We start from the raw sequence: 18,529 nt of genomic DNA, 5'->3' as shown, positions 1-18,529 counted from the left end.
GAACTCCTCAGGGGCGCGGGCTTGCTGGACCGGCGGGAACGGCCGACCGCCACCCACCCTTCAACCTCAAGCAGACTTGAGGTCAACCCAGGGTGTGGTGGCGGTCAGCCGGCCCGTGCCGGTCAGGGCCAGCGACACCGCCTCGATGGCGCTGTTGAAGGAGACCTCGCTGAGCAGCCCCGGCGCCGCCACCTGGTCGCCCGCCAGGAACACGCCGTCGCCCCGGTCCACCGCGGGCCGGTCGCGCCAGGTCGTGCCCGGCCGGTCGACGGCGCCCGTGCGGCCGGTCGCCACCGAGGCGCGGCGCCAGGTCACGCGCTCGCGCCAGTCGCGGAACCCGAGGTCGAGCAGCTCCTCCGCGCGCCTGACGCCGTCCGCCTTCGACTCGTGCGGGGCGAGCGGGATCTGCCCCTGGATCAGCTGCTCCCCCTGCGGGGCGAGCGTATGGTCCTGGGCGGTAAAACGCTCTATCCAGCCCGTGCCGTCAAGGTCCGACACCGCGAACAGATCGCCCCGGCGCGAGCGCAGCGCCAGGTCCACGAGCGTGGTGCGCCCGCTCTCCCAGGTCAGCCCCTCGTCCCCCAGGAGCCGCCGCGCGGCGTCGAGCGAGGTCGCGACGATGACGGGGCCGCGCCGCGCGGGCTCCGCGATGTCCCCGACGCGGGCCAGGGTCTCCACCCGGACGCCCAGGTTCCAGGCGCGGGCGGCCATCCGGTCGATGACCGCGCCCCAGCCGCCCACCGGGTAGTGCGCCTCCGGGGGCAGCTTCGCGGCCCGGCGGAACCGGGTCTGCACGAAGCGGGCGGACAGCGCGCCCGGGTCGTGGTGGAAGAGCGCCACGGCCGTGTAGTGGGCCGCCGCGCGGGCGCCCTCCGGGCCCACCTCGCGCGTGGCCCAGGTCAGGAAGTCCTCGTCGACGGGGGCCTGTTCGGGCGCCCGGCGCAGCAGCCGCAGCATCGCGAGCGGCGGGGTGCGGCGCAGCGCGCCCTGGTGGCGCAGCCGCAGCCGCGTGCCCTCCAGGGGCGGCAGCGGGGCCAGTTCGCCGATCAGGTCCCGCTGCTTGAGCCAGGTCCAGTGCGGGCCGCCGTTGTACAGCGCGTGCGGTCCTTCATTCGTCCGGTACGTGCCCTCAGCGGTGCGGGCGCGGCCGCCCAGCGTGTGGTGCGCCTCGTGCAGGGTGACCCGGGCTCCGCCCTCGGCGGCGGCGATGGCCGCGGTGAGGCCGGCGAAGCCGCCGCCGATCACCGTGACGGTGGGGGTGGTCGAAGGGGTGCGGGGCATGGGTGGGGTCCGTTTCTGTCGTGGTCCTGTACGGGTACGACGGGTCTGCCCTTGAACGATGTGACATCCGCAGGCCAGAGCCCTGCGGGGGCCTGCGCCCCAGCCTGGCCGCGGCCTTGCCCCCCTGCCCTGGCCTGGCGGGCTTGCCCTCTGCCCTGGCCTGGCGGCCTGCCCTCTGCCCTGGCCTGGCGGCCTTTCTCCCCTGCCCTGGCCTGGCGGCCTTGCCCCCAGCCCTGCCCGGCGGGCTTTCGCCGCTGCCCTGGCACAGCCCTGCCTCGGCGGGCGGTCGCCAACGGTCTGCTGCGGCCCTGCTTTGGTGGGCCCTTCCCGGGGCCTGCGGCTTAGCCCTGGCGGGCCGTTCGCGTCGGCGCGGTGTCGCTTGGCCCTGGCGGGCCTTCCCGCCCTCCCACCCGTGCCGCCCCGGCTTTCGGTCGCGCGGGCCCGACGCGGGGCGCTGCGGCTGGTCGCCCGCCCCCGCCGCTACCGCGGCGGACTCTCCCACCCGCCCACCCGTTGCGGCTGGCTTCGTCGGTGGGGGTGGGGGGTGGGACTGGCCCGGGCGCGTGGCATCGGCCGCGGTGGTGAGTTGGGTGGCGGGGCCTGCTGGGGCTTCGCCGGTGGGGGCGGGTGGGTGGGACTGGCCCGGGGGGCGCACAGTGCGCGGGGGTACTGGCTTCGCCTGGTGGGGCTCGTGCTGGGTGGCTGCGCCGCAGGTGGGGGCGGGTGGGCGGGAGTGGCCCGGGCGCGTGCAGCGTGGGCTTGCGGTGGCTGTGGCTGGGCGGGTCGCGCTGCTGTTGCCGCAGGCGGGCTCCTTCGTCCGCTGCGCGTGGCTCCTGGCTTCGCCGGGTAGGGCCCGCGCTGGGCTCCCGCGCCGCAGGTGGGGGCGGGCGGGTGGGATGGCTCGGGCAGGCGCGGCGTGGGCTCGTCGGTGGTGGGGCCGGTACCCGGGGCGGAGGGTGGCTGCGCGTGGTGGCTGGGGGCCGGGGCGGAGGGTGGCTGCGCGTGGTGGCTGGGGGCGCGCGTGGGAGCATCGAGGGGTGCTTGACATCGGCTACGCCCTCTCCCGCCGCTTCCCCGACCCACCCCAGCTGGACTACCGCACCGCGGACGTCCACGCCCTGCGGCACGACCTGTTCTGCGGGGACGTGTACCTGGCCGACACCAAGGCCGACCGGGAGTTGTCCACAGCCTGGGGATGGGTGCCGGTGCTCGACTTCGCGTGGGCCCTGTGCGACATCGTGGAGCGGCTCGACCAGGACCCGATGGGCAGCAGGGCCGCCCGGCCCCAGCACGCCGAGCTGGACTTCACCGAGTCCACGGACCGGATGCTCTTCGAGCGGCGCTTCGGCTGGGTCGACATCGACGCGGACTGGCTGGACCCGGGCGAGCCGCCGCTCACGTTCTCGCACGCCGAACTGCGCCGCGAGGCACGCGACTTCCTGCACGACGTGGTGGCCGACCTGACCGACCTGCACGAGGGGCTCGGCGAGAACCCGGCGCTGTGGACCCTCCTGGCCCGCTTCCCGCGCGTGTCCTAGGCCCCGGCTAGAGGAGGCGCTGCTCCTTGGCCACGGCCACCGCGCCCGCCCGCGTCTCCACGCCGAGCTTGTCGTAGATGCGGCCCAGGTGCGTCTTCACCGTGGCCTCGCTGATGAACAGCGCACGGGCGATCTCGCGGTTGCCGAGGCCCTGTGCCAGCTGGCCCAGGATGTCGCGTTCGCGCGGGGTGAGGCCGGGCCGGGGCTCCCGCATGCGGGCCATCACGCGGGACGCGACGGGCGGCGAGAGCGCGGTGCGGCCGCACGCGGCGGCGCGGATCGCCGAGAACAGCTCCTCGGGCCGCTCGGCCTTGAGCAGATAGCCGGTGGCGCCCGCCTCGATCGCACGGGTGATGTCGGCGTCGGTGTCGTACGTGGTGAGGACAAGCACGTGCGGCCTGCCGCCCCCGGCCGCCGCCGTGATGCGGCGCGTGGCCTCCACGCCGTCCATCCCGGGGCCCAGCTGGAGGTCCATGAGGACGACGTCCGGCCGCAGCTTCGCGGCCAGGGCCACCGCCTCCTCACCGGAACCGGCCTCCCCGGCCACCTCGACCCCGGGCGCGCTACCGAGCAGGGCGAGCAGGCCCGCCCGTACGACGGCGTGATCATCACAGACGAGAATCCGCACCGGCGCGCCACCCGAGCCGCCGCCCGGGGCGCCGCCCGGGCCACCGTCTGGGCCGCTGTCCGGGGCCCCACCCGGGCCGCCGTCCGGGCTGCCGTCTGGGGCGCCGTCCGGGCTGTCGCCCGAGCCGTCGCGCGGGGCGCCGTCCGAGCTGTCGCCCGAGCTGCCGTCTGGGGCGCCGTCCGGGCTGCCGTCTGGGGCGCCGTCCGGGCTGCCGTCTGGGGCGCCGTCCGGGCTGCCGTCCGGGCCGTCGCCCGGGCCGTCGCCCGGGCCGCCGTCCGGGGCACCACCCGGGCTGTCGCCCGCGCCGCCGCCAGGCCCGCCGCTCAGGTCCGGATCCTCAGCCGCGTTCATCATGCCTCCCGTGTCCGTCCTCTCGGTCCTCTCGGTCCTCTCGGCCCTCGTCGTCGAGCCCCAGCGGAATCGCCACCGAGAGCACCGTCCCCTCGCCCGGCGTCGACTCCACCGTCAGCGTCCCGCCCAGCTGCGCCGCCCGCGCGCGGATCGCCGGAAGGCCGTGCCCCCGCGCGCCCCGCGCCCCGCCGGGGGCCTGGGGCGAGAACCCCCGCCCGTCGTCCGCCACGTCGAGGACCACCTGGTCGTCGAGGTACGTCAGGGTCAGCGCGGCCGTGCCCGCGCCCGCGTGCTCGCGTACGTTCGCCAGCGCGCCCTGCGCGATCCGCAGGAGCGCCGCGCGGGCCCGGCCCGCCAGCGGGACCGGTGTGCCCTCGGCGTGGAAGCGGACCGTCAGGCCCGCGCCCGACTCCCGCCCCGCCAGCGTCCGCAGCGCCACGGGGAGCGCGTACGCCGGGTCGGGCCCCGCCTCCGCCAGGTCCACCGGGGCCAGGTCGTGGACGAGGCGGCGGGCCTCGGCGAGGCCGCGGTCGGCGATGGACCCGGCGGTACGGACGTGGGCGCGGGCCGCCGCCGCGTCCGTGTCCCACACCCGGTCCGCCGCCTGGAGCAGCATCCGCTGGCTGGACAGGCCCTGGGCCAGCGTGTCGTGGATCTCCATGGACAGGCGCTGCCGCTCGGCGAGCGTGCCCTCGCGCCGTTCGGTGGCGGCGAGTTCGCGCCGGGTGCGCAGCAGGTCGTCGATGAGGGCGCGCTGCCGCGCCGTCTGCCGCTGCATGTGGACGAACACCGCCGTCGCCACGGCCGCCACGGCGGGCGGCGCGAACGCCAGATTCGGGTCGAAGCCGTCCGCGAGCCGCAGCTGGGCCGCGACCACGAGGGCCGTGAGGACGGTGACGAGGGCGAGGGCCGCGCGCGTGGGCAGCGTCCGCAGGCCCGTGTAGAAGAGCGGCACCGCGCACCACGCGTAGCTCGGCGCGAGGACCACGAGGACCACCCACACGCCGACGACCGCGCCGAGCCACAGCAGCCGACGCGGGTTCGGCGTGGCGCCGAGGGCCGGGCCGAGTACGTACAGGAGGGCGAGTACGGCCGAGAGCGCGATGATCCAGGGCGTACGGGGCTCGCCGGGGTGGCGCAGCAGGAAGCGGGAGAGCGAGGCGGCGAGCAGCAGGAAGAAGGCGGTGTGCATGACGGCCGCGAGCCACCGGCCCTCCGGGCCGACGACTCCGGGACGGTCCGCTCCCGCCCCGTCACCTCCGTGCATCCCCGACCTCCTGACACGCGCGTGAACTGGGCAAACACCCTCATTGTGGCCCGCTGGGCGCAGGCCCGGGTCAACCGATCGGCTGACCCGGACGTCGTCCGAACCGCGCGCGACCCGCAGCCGGTGTGCCGACGGGGCGGACCGGAACCCGCCGGGAGGATCGAAGCACAGGGCCCGCCTCCGGACCCGTACCGCCGCACAGACCGTGCCGCCCCAAGGAGTCACACCATGAAGCAGCTCTCGCCGCGTGCCCGCGTCCTCACCGCCGCCGCCGTCCTCGGCGTCGTCGGCGCCGGGACGGTCGGCGCCGTGTCCGCCAGCGCCGACGCCCCGCAGGCCGCCGCCAAGGCCGCCGTCAGCGCCGACGCGGGCAGCCGCGACCTGACGCAGAGCACGCACCTCACCGTGGCCGCCGCGACGAAGGCCGCGCAGGCGACGCTGGACGCGGCGAAGAAGGAGAACCAGCGCGTCACGGTCGCCGTGGTCGACCGCAACGGCAACACCGTCGTCACCCTGCGGGGCGACGGCGCGGGCCCGCAGTCGTACGAGTCCGCCGAGCGCAAGGCCTACACCGCCGTTTCCTGGAACGCGCCCACCTCCGAGCTGGCCAAGCGCCTGACGCAGACGCCGAACCTCAAGGACATCCCGGGCACGCTGTTCCTCGCGGGCGGCGCCCCGGTCACCGCGAAGGGCGCCCCCGTCGCGGGCATCGGCGTCGCGGGCGCACCCAGCGGCGACCTGGACGAGAAGTTCGCGCAGGCGGGCGTGGCCGCGCTGGGCCGCTGACCCCCGGGCACGCTGACCCCCGGCACGCGGGGGCCCCGGCGCGGCGGGGAGCGGTGGCCATAGGATCACCGGGGTGATCTACCGAGCCACCGCCCCCCTGACCAAGGGGCCCCGCCGCACCCCCCTCGCGCTGCTCTGCGCCACCGCCCTCGCGACCGCGCTCACCGCGTGCACGAGCAGTGGCGTCGGCGGCACCCCGGGGGCCGCGGGCGTCCGCGACCCGTACTTCCCGAAGCTCGGCAACGGCGGCTACGACGTGGCTCATTACGGACTGAAGATCGGCTACGACCCCGAGTCCCGCCACCTGACCGGCACCGCCGACATCACGGCCCGCGCCACCAAGACGCTCAGCGCCTTCAACCTCGACCTCTTGGGCCTGGACGTGAAGTCCGTGACCGTCGAGGGCAAGGAGGCCCGCTTCCAGCGCGCGGGCAGCGAGCTGACCGTCCGCCCCCGCGACGACCTCGACCGGGGCGAGACCTTCCGCGCCACCGTCCGCTACTCCGGCACCCCGCAGACCGTCACGGACGCGGACGGCGCCAAGGAGGGCTGGCTCAAGGGGGAGGACAGCGCGCTCGCGACCGGCCAGCCCGCGGGCTCGATGGCGTGGTTCCCGGGCAACCACCACCCGGTCGACAAGGCCTCGTACGACATAGAGGTCACCGTCCCCAAGGGCCTGAAGGCCATCTCCAACGGCGAGTTGACGAAGGAGACCACCGCCAACGGCCGGACCACCTTCGGCTGGCACACCGCCGAGCCGATGGCCAGCTATCTGGCGACCGTCGTCGTCGGCACGTACGACACCAAGACGGCGATGACCGACAGCGGCATTCCCGTCTTCACCGCGATCGACCACACGCTGCCCAAGGCCAAGCGGAAGAAGACCGAGAAGGTCCTCGCGAAGATCCCCGACATCATGGACTGGGCGGAGCTCAACTTCGGCGACTACCCCTTCTCGTCCACCGGCGCCGTCGTCGACGGCCGCGCGGACCTCGGCTACGCCCTGGAGACCCAGACCAAGCCGCTGTTCCCCGTCGAGGACGCCGACACCACGACCCTCGTCCACGAACTGGCCCACCAGTGGTTCGGCGACTCGGTGACGCCGAAGAGCTGGCAGGACATGTGGCTCAACGAGGGCTTCGCGACGTACGCCGAGTGGCTGTACGAGGAGGACAACGACGGCGACACCGTCGAGGAGCGGGTCGACGCGATCTACGAGGACGAGGACGAGGAGTACGACTCCGACGTCTGGGACTTCCCGCCCGCCAAGCAGCCGGACGCCGCGAGCATCTCCGACGACCCCGTCTACGCCCGGGGCGCCATGGTCATCCAGAAGATCCGCGAGACCGTCGGCGACGACACCTTCTACGACATCATCCAGGGCTGGGCGAAGAAGTACCGCCACGCCAACGCGGACACCGAGGACTTCACCACGTACGTCGAGAAGCACGCGGGCGACGACGAGGCTCGGGGCGAGCTGAAGCGGGTGTGGTCGGACTGGTTGTACGGCGACGGCAAGCCGGACCAGCGCTGAGCGCTTCGCTGGACTTGCCGCGATGGGCCGTCTGTCGTCTGCGGGGCCGTTGTGGCTGGTCGCGCAGTTCCCCGCGCCCCTTCGGGGCGCTCCTCAGAGGCCGAACTCCTGCGGTGACAGGCCGAGGGTCGCGCAGGCCTCGCGTAGGGCCTGTTCCTCGGCCGGGGCCACATAGCCGTCCGCCCCGGCGATGACGAAGCCGGTCTGGACGACCGCGCGGGCCTCGGCGGGCTTCTTCGCGGCCTTGGCGATCTCCTGCATGACCGTGGCCTTGCCCTGCTGGAAGTTGAAGGACAGCTGGTCCGCGTGCTTGTTGAAGCGCTGGCGGAGCTGGTCCGGGGGGAAGTTCTGCAACACGTCGTTCTGCAGGATCAGGGATTCGACGTGCTGGCGCTCGGCCGGGTCGACGGTGCCGTCGGCGGCGGCCACCAGGGCGCACATGGCCATGCTCGCGTCGCGGTAGGCGCCGCTCTTCAGCTCCGACTTCAGCGAGGTCAGCTGGGTCTTGAGCAGGCCGATCAGCTGGGCCTTGGACCCCTTGGAGCCGCTGCCGTGCGTGCCGTGCCCGGGCGCGCCGTGCCCGCCGGAGGTGCGCCCGCCCTGCGTCTGCTGCAGGGTCTTGGCCTGGTCTTTGATCCGGTCCCACATAGCCATTCCGCGCCACCTCGGCTTCTGCCCGTGTCGTACCCGTCGGCCGCGCGCTGTGCGCACGTCGTCCTGGAAACGCCGCCCCGCGCCGCGAAGTTCCCCGCGCGGCCCGCGTCTTGGGGCGGACACGGGACGGGCCCCGGCCGGAAGGAGTCCGGCCGGGGCCCGTGGTCAGTCGCGGTGGACTCAGACGTTGACGCCGAAGTCCTGGGCGATGCCGACCAGGCCCGAGGCGTAGCCCTGGCCGACGGCGCGGAACTTCCACTCGGCGCCGTTGCGGTAGAGCTCGCCGAAGACCATGGCGGTCTCGGTGGCGGCGTCCTCCGACAGGTCGTAGCGGGCGATCTCGGCGCCACCGGCCTGGTTCACGATGCGGATGAACGCGTTGCGGACCTGGCCGAAGTTCTGCGAGCGGTTCTCGGCGTCGTAGATCGAGACCGGGAAGACGATCTTCTCGATGTCGGCGGGCAGGCCCGCGAGGTTGACGTTGATCTGCTCGTCGTCGCCCTCGCCCTGGCCCGTGACGTTGTCACCGGTGTGGACGATCGTCTGGTCCGGCGTCGCCTTGTTGTTGAAGAAGACGAAGTGGGCGTCCGAATAGACCTTGCCCTGGGTGTTCACCGCGATCGCGGAGGCGTCCAGGTCGAAGTCGGTACCCGTGGTGGTGCGGACGTCCCAGCCGAGGCCGACCGTGACGGCGGTCAGGCCCGGTGCCTCCTTGGTGAGCGAGACGTTGCCGCCCTTGGACAGGCTTACAGCCATTGTTGGGAGTCCCTTCCCTAGTCGCCTATGTGCGGGCTTCACTCTGGGGGCGAAGCTACCGGCATCCCTATGAACGCCGTGGGGGGTACCCAAGGTTCCATATGCGGACGCGCTTCTTTACTTTCTTTGCCGAAGGTGCCCCGGGACGTGGCCGCGGCGGCGGAAAACAGGTGTCGTACGGCGCGCGGACGCGGGATCATAGGAGACATGTCTGGTCGCGAACACGTCATCCGGGGCTCGGTCGTCCTGCCGGAGGCCGAGCTCCTGTGGCGTTTCTCGCGCTCCTCGGGGCCCGGCGGCCAGCACGTCAACACCAGTGACTCGCAGGTCGAGCTCCGCTTCGACCTGGCGCGCACCGAGGCGCTGCCCGAGGTCTGGAAGCGGCGGGCCCTGGAGCGGCTCGCGCCCCGGCTCGTCGACGGCGTCGTGAGCGTCCGCTCCAGCGAGCACCGCTCCCAGTGGCGCAACCGGGAGGCGGCGGCCGTCCGGCTCGCCGCGCTGCTCGCGGAGGCCACCGCGCCGCCGCCCAAGCCCCGGCGCCCCACCCGTATCCCGCGCGGGATCAACGAACGGCGGCTGCGGGAGAAGAAGCAGCGCGCGCAGACCAAGCAGGGCCGCTCGGGAAAGGGCTGGCAGTAGCAAGGGCTGCCGGTTGGCCGTCCCGCTTCAGCCCGGCTGCCGGTAGCCGCCCCGCCTTCAGCCCAGCGGCCGGTTGGCCGCCCCGCCTCAGCCCAGCTGCCGGTAGCGGCCCCGGAAGTACAGCAGCGGGCCGCCGTCCGCGCTGGGCAGCTCCGCCGTGAGGACGCGGCCGATCACCAGGGTGTGGTCGCCCGCCGCCACCGTCTGCTCGGTGCGGCACTCCAGGGCGGCGAGCGCGCCGCCGACCAGGGGCGCGCCGCTCTCCCGGCCGCGCGCGTAGGGGATGTCCTCGAAGAGCAGCCGGTCGCTGATGCGGCCCTTCATGGCGAAGCGGCCCGCGATGTGCCGCTGGCTCTCGGTGAGGACCGACACGGCCCACAGGGGCTGCTCGGCGAGCAGGTCGTCCATGCGGGAGCCCGTCCGCAGGCTGACCATGACCAGGGGCGGATCCAGGGAGACCGAGAGGAAGGCGGTGGCCGTCATGCCCACGTCCTCGCCGGCCGGAGCCATCGGGTCGTCCGGGTCCAGCGGGGGCTCCTGCGCGGTCACCAGGACCACGCCCGCGGCCAGGCGGGACATGGCGGCGCGGAACTCGTCGTTGCTCACCCCCACAGGATGAGGGGTGGACGGGGCGGGAGGGGGCTGTGTGTTCAAGGTCAGATCGGCAACCACACGACTGACGCTAGTGCCGGTCCCGGCCGCGCCGCATCGGCCCCGGGGCCGAGACCGGTCCTAGGCCGGGACCTAGGACTCCGCTTGTGACCCGGTCCGTCACCCACCCGTTCCCCCCACGTCCCACCAGCGCAACGGAGCCTCATGTTCCGGTCGTAACCATGCGCTCCCACCTGTGACTTGAGTCACAGGGCCCATATTTTGTTGACCCTGTGTACCGGGTGGGCAGCTCGCTGTGATTCAGTGACCGTGGCAATCAGACAGACGCTGAGGGCACGGAAGCACAGCACCGTACGTAGAAGTACGAAGGCGTACAGCACCGTACGAAGCCAGAAGAGTCACGAAGAGTCAGAGATTACGGACACTGAGGACGCTGCGGATCCTGGAGTTGCTGTCGAGGTCTCGGGGAGAGCGAGCATGGAGACCGAGTCGGAGCCGTACGTCCGTCTTGCGACCCTGCGGCAGCTGCACCAAGTGGTGGCGGACCTCAACACGGCCCGCAGCCTCGCGGACACGCTGCAGACCGTCGCCGACGGCGTGGTGAACGGCCTGGGCTATGAGCTGGCGTGCGTCAACCTCGTGCGCCCGGACGGCGACCTCGTCGTCGCCGCCTTCGCGGGCAACCCCGCCGCCGAGGCGCTCATCACCGGCCGGGTCGGCTCCCGCGAGTCCTGGGACCGCCGCCTCGCCATGGGCGATGCCTGGGGCGCCCTGCGCTTCATCCCGCACACCGAGGGCTGGGTCCTCGACGAGGACGACGTACCGCAGTGGTACACCGAGGGCCCCGAGCCCCGCTTCGAGGACGAGTGGCACCCCTCCGACCGGCTCTTCGCCCCCATGTACGCCACCGGCGGCTCCGGCGGCGAACTGCTCGGCGTGATCTCCGTCGACCGCCCGCGCAACGGCCGCAGGCCCGGCGCCTGGGGCCGCGAAGCCCTCCAGATGTACGCCTTCCAGGCCGCCATCGCCATCAGCAACGCCCGGCTGCGGGCCAACATGCAGCGCGCCCTCGTCCGCCTGGAGCGCGAGCAGCAGGCGCTGCGGGCCAGCGAGGAGTCCTTCCGGCAGGCCTTCGAGTACGCGCCGAGCGGCATGGCCATCGCCGAGATGGGCGGCGACCAGCACGGCCGCATCCTGCGCACGAACGACGCGCTGTGCCGCCTGCTCGGCCGCCCCGCCTCCGCGATGCGGCGCTACTCCTTCTCCGACCTGGTCCACCCCGAGGACATCGGCACGCTCCTGCGCACCTCCGCCGAGGGCGGCCGCGCCGAGCTGCGCTTCGGGCGCCGCGACGGCACCTACGTCTGGGTGTCGCTGCGCAACTCCGTCGTCGCGGACGCCGCGGACGGGCCCCGGTTCCTGCTCACGCACGTCGAGGACATCGAGGAGCGCAAGCGGCGCGAGCTCCAGCTCGCGCACCGCGCCTCGCACGACTCGCTCACCGGCCTGCCGAACTCCGCCGAGCTGCGCGCCCGGCTCAGCGCCCGTCTCTGTCGCAGGCCGCACGCGGGCCGTCCGAGCACGGTGGACTCGCTGGACGCGGCGTACGACAACAGCGGCCTCTACGGCGGCGCCGCCGGTCACCCGGCCGGGCACGGGCACGCCGCCCCGCCCGGCGCGCACCACGGCGCCCAGGGCGACTTCGACCACCACGTGCACACCGTCGCCCCGCCCGAGGAGACCGAGGCGGACGACGGCACGAAGGGGCTCGCCGTCCTCTTCTGCGACCTCGACGGCTTCAAGTCGATCAACGACCGCTTCGGGCACCACACCGGCGACGCCGTCCTCATCGAGGTCGCACGGCGTCTGACCAGCGGCGTCCGCGACGGCGACACCGTGGCGCGGCTCGGTGGCGACGAGTTCGTGGTCCTCGCCGACGGGCTCGGCAGGGCCGACGCGCAGGACCTCGCGGTGCGGCTGCGGAACGCCATCATCCCGCCCATCAGGGTCGAGGGCCGGGCCGTGCGCGTCGGCGCCAGCTTCGGCATCGGCTGGGCCCACTGCGGCATGTCGGCGGACGAGGTGTTGCACTCCGCCGACCAGCGGATGTACGTCGAGAAACGTTCCCGTGCCAAGCAGCACCGACGGGCCGGATAGGCCCCGCACCGGGAACTTGTTGATGTCGACGGCACCTTGGGCGGTCACCCGGAGCGGGTAGGCTCGCCCGCATCCGCGATGCGAGGGAGTGACCTGCGAATGACGCCCGGCAACAACGGCGAGCAGACGCCGAACGCGCCACAGGGCGACGACGACCCGTTCGGCTACCTGTACGCCGACGGCCAGGCGGCCGGTGCCACCCCGCCCTCTGGAGGCGGCGGCTACGGCTACCCCGGGCCCCGGTCCTCGTACCACCAGGTGCGCCCGGTGGGCGAGCGGCAGTACGGGCAGCAGCAGCCCCCGGCCCAGGGCGGCTACGGCTACCCCCCGCAGCAGCAGCCCTACGGCCAGCCCAGCGCGCACTACACGGCCCCCGAGGCCCAGCCCGGCGCCACCGCCCCCGTCCGGCAGGTGCCGCCCCCGGCCCCCGCGGGGCGCGGCCGCGGGCCCAACACCAAGGGCCTGCTGATCGGCGCGATCGCGGTCGTCGCCGTGGTCTCGCTCGGCATCGGCGCGGCCATGCTCACCGGCGGCGACGACAAGGACGACGACAACAAGGCCGGGCCCTCGCAGCGGCAGAGCGAGTCCGGCGACCCCAGCCCCAGCGCGTCCAAGGACAAGGACAAGCCGGACAAGAAGGTCGAACTGCCCGAAACGGATGCCAAGGCCCTCAAGTTGGAGGGCGGCACCACCACCGCGTCCGACATCGACGGCGCCAAGTCCGCCGGCGGCGTGTACGTGGCCGGGCTCAACAAGGTCGGCGCGCAGGTGACCTGGACCGTCAACGGCATCCCCAAGGACGGCGCGTACACGGTCTTCGTCGGCTACGGCGTGCCCGGCAAGGCGGCCGAGACGACCCTCGTGATCAACGGCACGCCGTCCCCGCGCAAGCTCAACATGGACAACTTCGCGCACGCGGAGGAGGGGGCCTGGGACAAGGGCTGGACGAAAACGTTCGCCTTTGTGGAGCTGAACAAGGGCACGAACACGATCTCCGTGTCCTGTCAGCAGGGCGACAAGTGCGACGCGAACCTCGACCAGATGTGGCTGAAGGCGGGCCACGTCAAGGGCTGACCCTTTGTGGCGCTTCGCGCCTCGTCCTCAAACGCCGGACGGGGCTGAGGGGCTTGCTGTCAGCCGACAACGGTGAGGAAGTGGGCCACGACGTCGGCCATCGCCGCGCGCGCGGGGGTGAGGTACTTGCGGGGGTCCACCGTCCCTGTGTCTTCGGCCAGGAAGTGGCGTACCGCTCCGGTGAAGCCGGTGTTCAGGGCCGTGCCCACGTTCACCTTCACCACCCCGGCGGCGATCGCCGCGCGGATCTCCGCGTCGGGGACGCCGCTCGACCCGTGCAGGACCAGCGGCACGGGAACCCGCGCGCGCAGGGCGCGGATCAGCGCGTGGTCCAGGGAGGCCGAGCGCTCCGTCATGGCGTGCTGGGAGCCGACCGCGACGGCGAGGGCGTCGACCCCGGTGTCGGCGACGTAGGCGACGGCCTCGTCCGGGTCCGTGCGCACGCCGGGCGCGTGCGCGTCCAGGGGCGCCTCGCCCTCCTTGCCACCCACGCGGCCCAGCTCCGCCTCGACCCAGATGTCCCGCTCGTGTCCCCAACGCACCGCGTCCGCCGTGGCCTTCACGTTCTCCGCGTACGACAGCTTCGAGGCGTCGAACATCACGGAGCTGAAGCCCGCGGGGTGCGCGGCCCGCAGCAGGTCCACGTCCGTGACGTGGTCCAGGTGCAGGGACAGCGGGGCCGAGGAGGCGTGGGCGACGGCCGCGGCGGCCTGGGCGATCGGGGTGAGGGCGCCGCCGTGGAACCGCACCGCGTTCTCGGATATCTGGAGCACGGCCGCGCGGCCCGCGCGCTCCGCGCCGAGCGCGATGGCCTCCGCGTGCTCCAGGGTGATGACGTTGAAGGCGGCGAGGCCGCGTCCCTCGGCACGGGCCCGGCCGATCAGCTCGCCGGTGGTGATCAGTGGCATGGTGCCCTCATTCCCGGGCGCGCGCGGCCCGTGTCGCCCAACCCCGTTACGCGGCCGACGCCTTGCCGCTCACCGTCACCTTCGGCAGGACGTCCTCGTACACCGCCCGGTCGAACTCGCCCGCGGCGGGCGCCGCGACGGTCGCCGCCGCCAGGGCCGCCGCCCGGGCGAGCCGGTCCGGCCAGGACAGGCCCTCCACCAGGCCGGAGAGCAGGCCCGCGACTGCCGAGTCGCCCGCGCCCGTCGGATTGCCGTGCACGGCGGCGGGCGGCGTCGCCCGCCAGGTGCCCTCGGGGGTGACGGCCAGGAGGCCGTCGGCGCCGAGGGAGGCGACGACGGCGTGCGCGCCCCTGCGGCGGGCGTCGCGGGTGGCCCTCGACGGCTCGTGGGCGCCGGTGAGTTCGGCGAGTTCCTCGGCGTTCGGCTTGACGAGGTCGGGGCGGGCGGCGACGCCGCGGCGCAGCGGCTCGCCGCTGGTGTCGAGCAGCACGGGCACGCGGGCGGCGCGCGCCGCCCGCACCAGGAGGGCGTACGCGCCGACCGGGACACCCGGCGGCAGGCTGCCGCACAGCGCCACGGCGGTGACGCCGCCGCCCCCCACCAACGCCTCGTACGCGGTGAGGAATCCGGACCACTCGGCGGGCGACACGGCCGGGCCCGGCTCGTTGAGCTGCGTGGTGTCGCCGGTGCGGGCGTCCACGACGGCGAGGGTGCGGCGGGTCGGGCCCTCGACGGGGCGCAGCGCGTCCACGAGGCCGGGGATGCGCGTGAGGTGGTCGCGCAGGGTGCGCCCGGTGGGGCCGCCCGCGAAGCCGGTCACCGTCACGGTGTGGCCGAGCGCGGCGAGCACCCGCGCCACGTTCACGCCCTTGCCGCCCGCGCGTTCGGTCACCTCGGTGACGCGGTGGGTGGTGTGGGGCGTGAGGGCCGGGACGCGATAGGTGAGGTCGAGGGCGGCGTTGAGCGTGACCGTGACGATCACAGCTTCACCCCCCGAGACGCCTGTTCCAGTACGGCTTTCGGGGCCTGATCATGCCAAAAAGAAGGCGGTTGGCCCAGACCTCGGGGCCAACCGCCTCACTGCGACCGGTTCACGCGCGGCCGCGCGCGCCTCACCGCGGGTCGATGACCCACTCGCCCTTGCGCAGCACGCCCTTGAGCGCGAAGTCCGCGTCCAGGACGACGAGATCGGCGTCCTTGCCGGGCTCCAGGGAGCCGACCCGGTCGTAGAGGCCGAGCACCTTCGCCGGGGTCGCGGAGATCGCGGTGACGACGTCCTCGACGGGCAGCCCGTCCACTGTCACCGCGCGGTAGAACGCTCTATCCAGAGTCAGAGTAGAACCCGCGATGGCGCCGCCCTCGGCGAGCCGCGCGACGCCCTCCGACACCACGACCTCCAGCGGGCCGAGGTGGTACGTGCCGTCGCCGAAGCCCGCCGCGTCCATCGCGTCCGTGATGAGCGCGACCCGGTCGGCGCCCGCGCGGTGGAAGGCCAACTGGAAGGCGGCCGGGTGCAGATGCGTGCCGTCGTCGATCAGCTCGACGGTGACCCGCTCGTCCTCCAGGAGCGCGGCGATGGGCCCCGGCGCGCGGTGGCCGAGCCCCGGCATCGCGTTGTACAGGTGCGTGGCCACGGTGGCGCCCGCGTCGACGGCCGCCGCCGTCTGCTCGTACGTGGCGTCGGTGTGGCCGATCGCGGCGATCACGCCGTGCTCGGCGAGCAGGCGCACGGAGTCGATGCCGCCGGGCAGTTCGGTGGCGAGGGTGACCATCTTGGCCTGGCCGCGGGCCGCGTCGAGCAGCTTGCGGACCTCCGCCGGGTCCGGGTGGCGCAGCAGGGACTCGCTGTGCGCGCCCTTGCGGCACGGCGAGATGAACGGGCCCTCGAAGTGGACGCCCGCGATCTCGCCCTGCTCGGCCAGCTCGCTGAGCAGGCCCGCGCGCTGCGCGAGGGCGTCCATCTCGCCGGTGACCGTGGAGGCGACGAGGGTGGTCGTGCCGTGCAGGCGGTGCGTCTGGACGCCGTGCAGGATGTCGTCGACCGTGCCGTTGGTGAAGGACGCGCCGCCGCCGCCGTGGTTGTGCATGTCCACGAAGCCGGGGACGAGCCAGTGGCCGGTCAGGTCGATCGTCTCGGCGTCCGCGGGAGCGCTCCCGGCGATGCGCGTGCCGTCCACGATGACGCGGCCGCCGTCCACGGTCCCGGTGGGCAGGACCACCCGGGCACCGGCGAGAACCTTGCTAGTGGCCATCAGGTGGTTACCTCCGGGGATGCGTCGGTGGGGGTGTCGTTCACGGTGGTGGTCGGTGTATCGGTACGCGGGCCCTCCGGCGTGAGCAGGTCCCAGGCGAGCAGGCCCGCGCCGAGGCAGCCCGCGGCGTCGCCGAGCGCCGCTGGGACGATCCCGGGCAGCGTCTGGAACTGCACCACGCGGTCCGCCACCGCCTGGCGCAGCGGCGTGAACAGCGTGTCCCCGGCCTCCGCGAGGCCGCCGCCGATGATCAGCGTGTCGGGGTCCAGGAGGGTGAGGGCCGTCAACAGGCCGTCGGCGAGGGCGTCCACGGCGTGCTGCCAGACCGCGGCCGCGCGCGGGTCGCCGGAGCGCACCGCCTTCGCGCAGTCCGCGGCGTCCGCCGCCGGGTCGCCGCTCGCCTCGGCCCACGCCTTGCTCACGGCGGACGCCGAGGCGAGCCGCTCCAGACAGCCGCGCTGGCCGCAGCCGCAGGGCGGGCCGCCGGGCCGGACGACGATGTGGCCGATCTCGCCCGCCGAGCCGTGCGCGCCGGGCTCGATGACCCCGTCGATGCCGATGGCGCCCGCGATGCCGGTGCCAAGCGGCACGAACAGGAAGCGCGCCGTGCCCCGGCCCGCGCCGAGGCGGCCCTCGGCGAGGCCGCCGGTGCGCACGTCGTGGCCGAGCGCCACGGGGACGCCCCCGAGGCGGGCGCTGATCAGGTCGCGCAGCGGTACGTCGGTCCAGCCGAGGTTCGCCGCGTACACGGCGAGGCCGCGCTCGGCGTCGACGATGCCGGGGACCGCGACGCCCACCGCGGCGGCGGGCTCGCCGAGGTGGGCCACGCCGTGGGCGCGCAGCTCCGCGGCGAAGTCCAGGATCGACTCGACCACGGCGTTCGCGCCGCGCTCACGGCCGGTGGGGCGGCGCGCCTCGTGCAGCAGCGTGCCGTCCGCCCCGACCAGGGCGGCCTTCATTCCGGTGCCGCCCACGTCCAGGGCGATGACATGTCTCACGGGGACAGTGTCGCGTGTGACCCCGCAAGAGGTCTAGTCCAGTGTGCACACCGTGCCGGACTGGGGTCCGGCTACTTGAGGACCACGCTCCGGGTCAGGTTGCGCGGCCGGTCCGGGTCCTGCCCCCGGTCCTCGGCCAGGCGCACGGCCAGGCGCTGGGCGCGGATCAGGTCGGCGAGGGGGTCGACGTCGGCGCGCGCCTCCAGGTGGCCGCCGACCCGGGCGACGTCGTCCGCGAGGCCCTCCGGCAGCGCCCCGAACATCCACGCCACGCGGCCCGGCGCGGTGACGGAGATCGGCCCGTGCCGGTACTCCATGGCCGGGTACGCCTCCGTCCACGCGCCCGCGGCCTCCCGCATCTTCAGGCCCGCCTCCAGGGCGAGCCCGTACGTCCAGCCGCGGCCGAGGAACGTCCACTGCTCCGCCGCGACCACCGCCTGTGGCAGCGGCTCGGCGAGCGTGCGCTCGGCGTCCGCCGCGGCCTCGGCGACCGGCTTGACTCCCGAGAGCGCGCCGAGCCCGGCCCGCAGGAAGGCCAGCGCCGTGGTCGCGAACCGGGTCTGCACGACGGACTCCTCGTCCGCCCAGTCCAGGACGGCCACCGCGTCGGCGGCGGCCATGACCGGCGTCTTCGGGTCGGCGGTCAGGGCCAGCGTCGGCACGCCGCCCCGCACCCGCCCGAGCAGGTCGAGCACCTCCGTCGTCGTACCGGAGCGGGTGATCGCCACGACCCGGTCGTAGCGCCGCCCGGCGGGGAACTCCGACGCCGCGAACGCGTCCGTCTCGCCCTGCCCCGCGGCCTCCCGCAGCGCCGCGTACGCGAGGGCCATGAACCACGAGGTGCCGCAGCCGGTCACGGCGATCCGCTCGCCCGGCTCGGGAAGCCCGGCGAAGGCCGCGGCGCTCTCGGCGGCCCGCCGCCAGCAGTCGGGCTGGGTGGCTATCTCATTTGCGGTACGCGACATGTGCCAAGGCTCCTTGCCGGTGCGGGAGTTGTGCCGGGCGTCGCGCGGGCGGCGCCCCGAGCAGTGCTTAGCAGCAGGGCGACCGGCCGGGCAATGGGTGACCGCCGTTGCAGAAGCGATACTGGGGTG

17 protein-coding genes are annotated in these 18,529 nt (G+C 74.1%); 6 read left to right on the top strand and 11 right to left on the bottom strand.

Annotation, left to right across the window (positions count from 1 at the left end; translation table 11 throughout):
* Positions 1 to 66 precede the first annotated feature (66 nt).
* Positions 67 to 1,281 (bottom strand): NAD(P)-binding protein, encoded by a 1,215-nt coding sequence (locus tag ACIG3E_RS14795; RefSeq protein ID WP_399615589.1) that lies wholly within the window; start codon positions 1,279 to 1,281, stop codon positions 67 to 69.
* A 1,037-nt stretch (positions 1,282 to 2,318) separates the two neighbouring features.
* On the opposite strand from ACIG3E_RS14795, the gene ACIG3E_RS14790 reads away from it, so the two are divergent.
* Positions 2,319 to 2,819, top strand: a complete 501-nt coding sequence (locus ACIG3E_RS14790; RefSeq protein WP_399615587.1) for a hypothetical protein — start codon at positions 2,319 to 2,321, stop codon at positions 2,817 to 2,819.
* A 7-nt stretch (positions 2,820 to 2,826) separates the two neighbouring features.
* On the opposite strand, the gene ACIG3E_RS14785 is transcribed toward ACIG3E_RS14790, so the two are convergent.
* Both ACIG3E_RS14785 and ACIG3E_RS14780 read right to left on the bottom strand, forming a co-directional pair.
* Entirely contained in the window at positions 2,827 to 3,447 is a 621-nt protein-coding gene (locus tag ACIG3E_RS14785; RefSeq protein WP_399615826.1) for a response regulator, read from the bottom strand.
* 337 nt (positions 3,448 to 3,784) lie between these two features.
* Complete coding sequence (locus tag ACIG3E_RS14780) at positions 3,785 to 5,065, bottom strand: sensor histidine kinase (protein ID WP_399615585.1); 1,281 nt, start codon at positions 5,063 to 5,065, stop codon at positions 3,785 to 3,787.
* Positions 5,066 to 5,293: 228 nt separating this feature from the next.
* On the opposite strand from ACIG3E_RS14780, the gene ACIG3E_RS14775 reads away from it, so the two are divergent.
* Together ACIG3E_RS14775 and ACIG3E_RS14770 are read left to right on the top strand one after the other, a co-directional pair.
* Positions 5,294 to 5,851 (top strand): heme-binding protein, encoded by a 558-nt coding sequence (locus ACIG3E_RS14775; RefSeq protein WP_399615583.1) that lies wholly within the window; start codon positions 5,294 to 5,296, stop codon positions 5,849 to 5,851.
* Positions 5,852 to 5,924: 73 nt separating this feature from the next.
* A complete protein-coding gene (locus tag ACIG3E_RS14770; RefSeq protein WP_399615581.1) occupies positions 5,925 to 7,385 on the top strand; it encodes a M1 family metallopeptidase in 1,461 nt (486 codons plus the stop codon).
* Positions 7,386 to 7,478: 93 nt separating this feature from the next.
* On the opposite strand, the gene ACIG3E_RS14765 is transcribed toward ACIG3E_RS14770, so the two are convergent.
* Together ACIG3E_RS14765 and ACIG3E_RS14760 are read right to left on the bottom strand one after the other, a co-directional pair.
* Positions 7,479 to 8,039 (bottom strand): tellurite resistance TerB family protein, encoded by a 561-nt coding sequence (locus ACIG3E_RS14765; protein ID WP_399615579.1) that lies wholly within the window; start codon positions 8,037 to 8,039, stop codon positions 7,479 to 7,481.
* 180 nt (positions 8,040 to 8,219) lie between these two features.
* Entirely contained in the window at positions 8,220 to 8,795 is a 576-nt protein-coding gene (locus ACIG3E_RS14760; RefSeq protein WP_138960413.1) for a TerD family protein, read from the bottom strand.
* Positions 8,796 to 9,002: 207 nt separating this feature from the next.
* Here ACIG3E_RS14760 and arfB point away from each other — a divergent pair, with 207 nt between their 5' ends.
* On the top strand, positions 9,003 to 9,434 hold the full coding sequence (gene arfB, locus ACIG3E_RS14755; protein ID WP_399615576.1) for an alternative ribosome rescue aminoacyl-tRNA hydrolase ArfB: 432 nt from the start codon (positions 9,003 to 9,005) through the stop codon (positions 9,432 to 9,434).
* Positions 9,435 to 9,521: 87 nt separating this feature from the next.
* On the opposite strand, the gene ACIG3E_RS14750 is transcribed toward arfB, so the two are convergent.
* Entirely contained in the window at positions 9,522 to 10,040 is a 519-nt protein-coding gene (locus tag ACIG3E_RS14750) for a flavin reductase family protein (RefSeq protein ID WP_399615574.1), read from the bottom strand.
* A gap of 483 nt (positions 10,041 to 10,523) precedes the next feature.
* Between ACIG3E_RS14750 and cdgB the strand changes: the two genes are divergently transcribed.
* The gene (gene cdgB, locus ACIG3E_RS14745; protein WP_399615573.1) at positions 10,524 to 12,203 is read left to right on the top strand and encodes a diguanylate cyclase CdgB; all 1,680 of its coding nucleotides are present in this window, start codon (positions 10,524 to 10,526) and stop codon (positions 12,201 to 12,203) included.
* A gap of 99 nt (positions 12,204 to 12,302) precedes the next feature.
* Positions 12,303 to 13,277 (top strand): carbohydrate-binding protein, encoded by a 975-nt coding sequence (locus ACIG3E_RS14740; protein WP_399615571.1) that lies wholly within the window; start codon positions 12,303 to 12,305, stop codon positions 13,275 to 13,277.
* 59 nt (positions 13,278 to 13,336) lie between these two features.
* Here the strand turns inward: ACIG3E_RS14740 and ACIG3E_RS14735 are convergent, their stop codons facing one another.
* The 5 genes from ACIG3E_RS14735 to ACIG3E_RS14715 all read right to left on the bottom strand — a co-directional run bounded on the left by ACIG3E_RS14735 (position 13,337) and on the right by ACIG3E_RS14715 (position 18,400).
* The gene (locus ACIG3E_RS14735; RefSeq protein ID WP_399615569.1) at positions 13,337 to 14,185 is read right to left on the bottom strand and encodes a ketose-bisphosphate aldolase; all 849 of its coding nucleotides are present in this window, start codon (positions 14,183 to 14,185) and stop codon (positions 13,337 to 13,339) included.
* Positions 14,186 to 14,231: 46 nt separating this feature from the next.
* The gene (locus ACIG3E_RS14730; protein WP_399615566.1) at positions 14,232 to 15,167 is read right to left on the bottom strand and encodes a 1-phosphofructokinase family hexose kinase; all 936 of its coding nucleotides are present in this window, start codon (positions 15,165 to 15,167) and stop codon (positions 14,232 to 14,234) included.
* A gap of 130 nt (positions 15,168 to 15,297) precedes the next feature.
* Positions 15,298 to 16,437: an N-acetylglucosamine-6-phosphate deacetylase gene (gene nagA, locus ACIG3E_RS14725; protein ID WP_399615564.1), complete on the bottom strand. Its 1,140-nt coding sequence runs from the start codon at positions 16,435 to 16,437 to the stop codon at positions 15,298 to 15,300.
* On the bottom strand, positions 16,437 to 17,435 hold the full coding sequence (locus ACIG3E_RS14720) for an ROK family protein (protein ID WP_399615562.1): 999 nt from the start codon (positions 17,433 to 17,435) through the stop codon (positions 16,437 to 16,439). The genes nagA and ACIG3E_RS14720 overlap by 1 nt, the downstream gene beginning before the upstream one ends.
* Before the next feature lie 71 nt (positions 17,436 to 17,506).
* On the bottom strand, positions 17,507 to 18,400 hold the full coding sequence (locus tag ACIG3E_RS14715) for an SIS domain-containing protein (RefSeq protein ID WP_399615560.1): 894 nt from the start codon (positions 18,398 to 18,400) through the stop codon (positions 17,507 to 17,509).
* Positions 18,401 to 18,529: the final 129 nt, after the last annotated feature.

The organism is Streptomyces sp. NPDC053474 (assembly GCF_044544845.1).
Lineage (GTDB): Bacteria > Actinomycetota > Actinomycetes > Streptomycetales > Streptomycetaceae > Streptomyces.
Note: the sequence above shows the minus strand (reverse complement) of the source record. Positions and strands in the feature narration are given on the sequence as shown.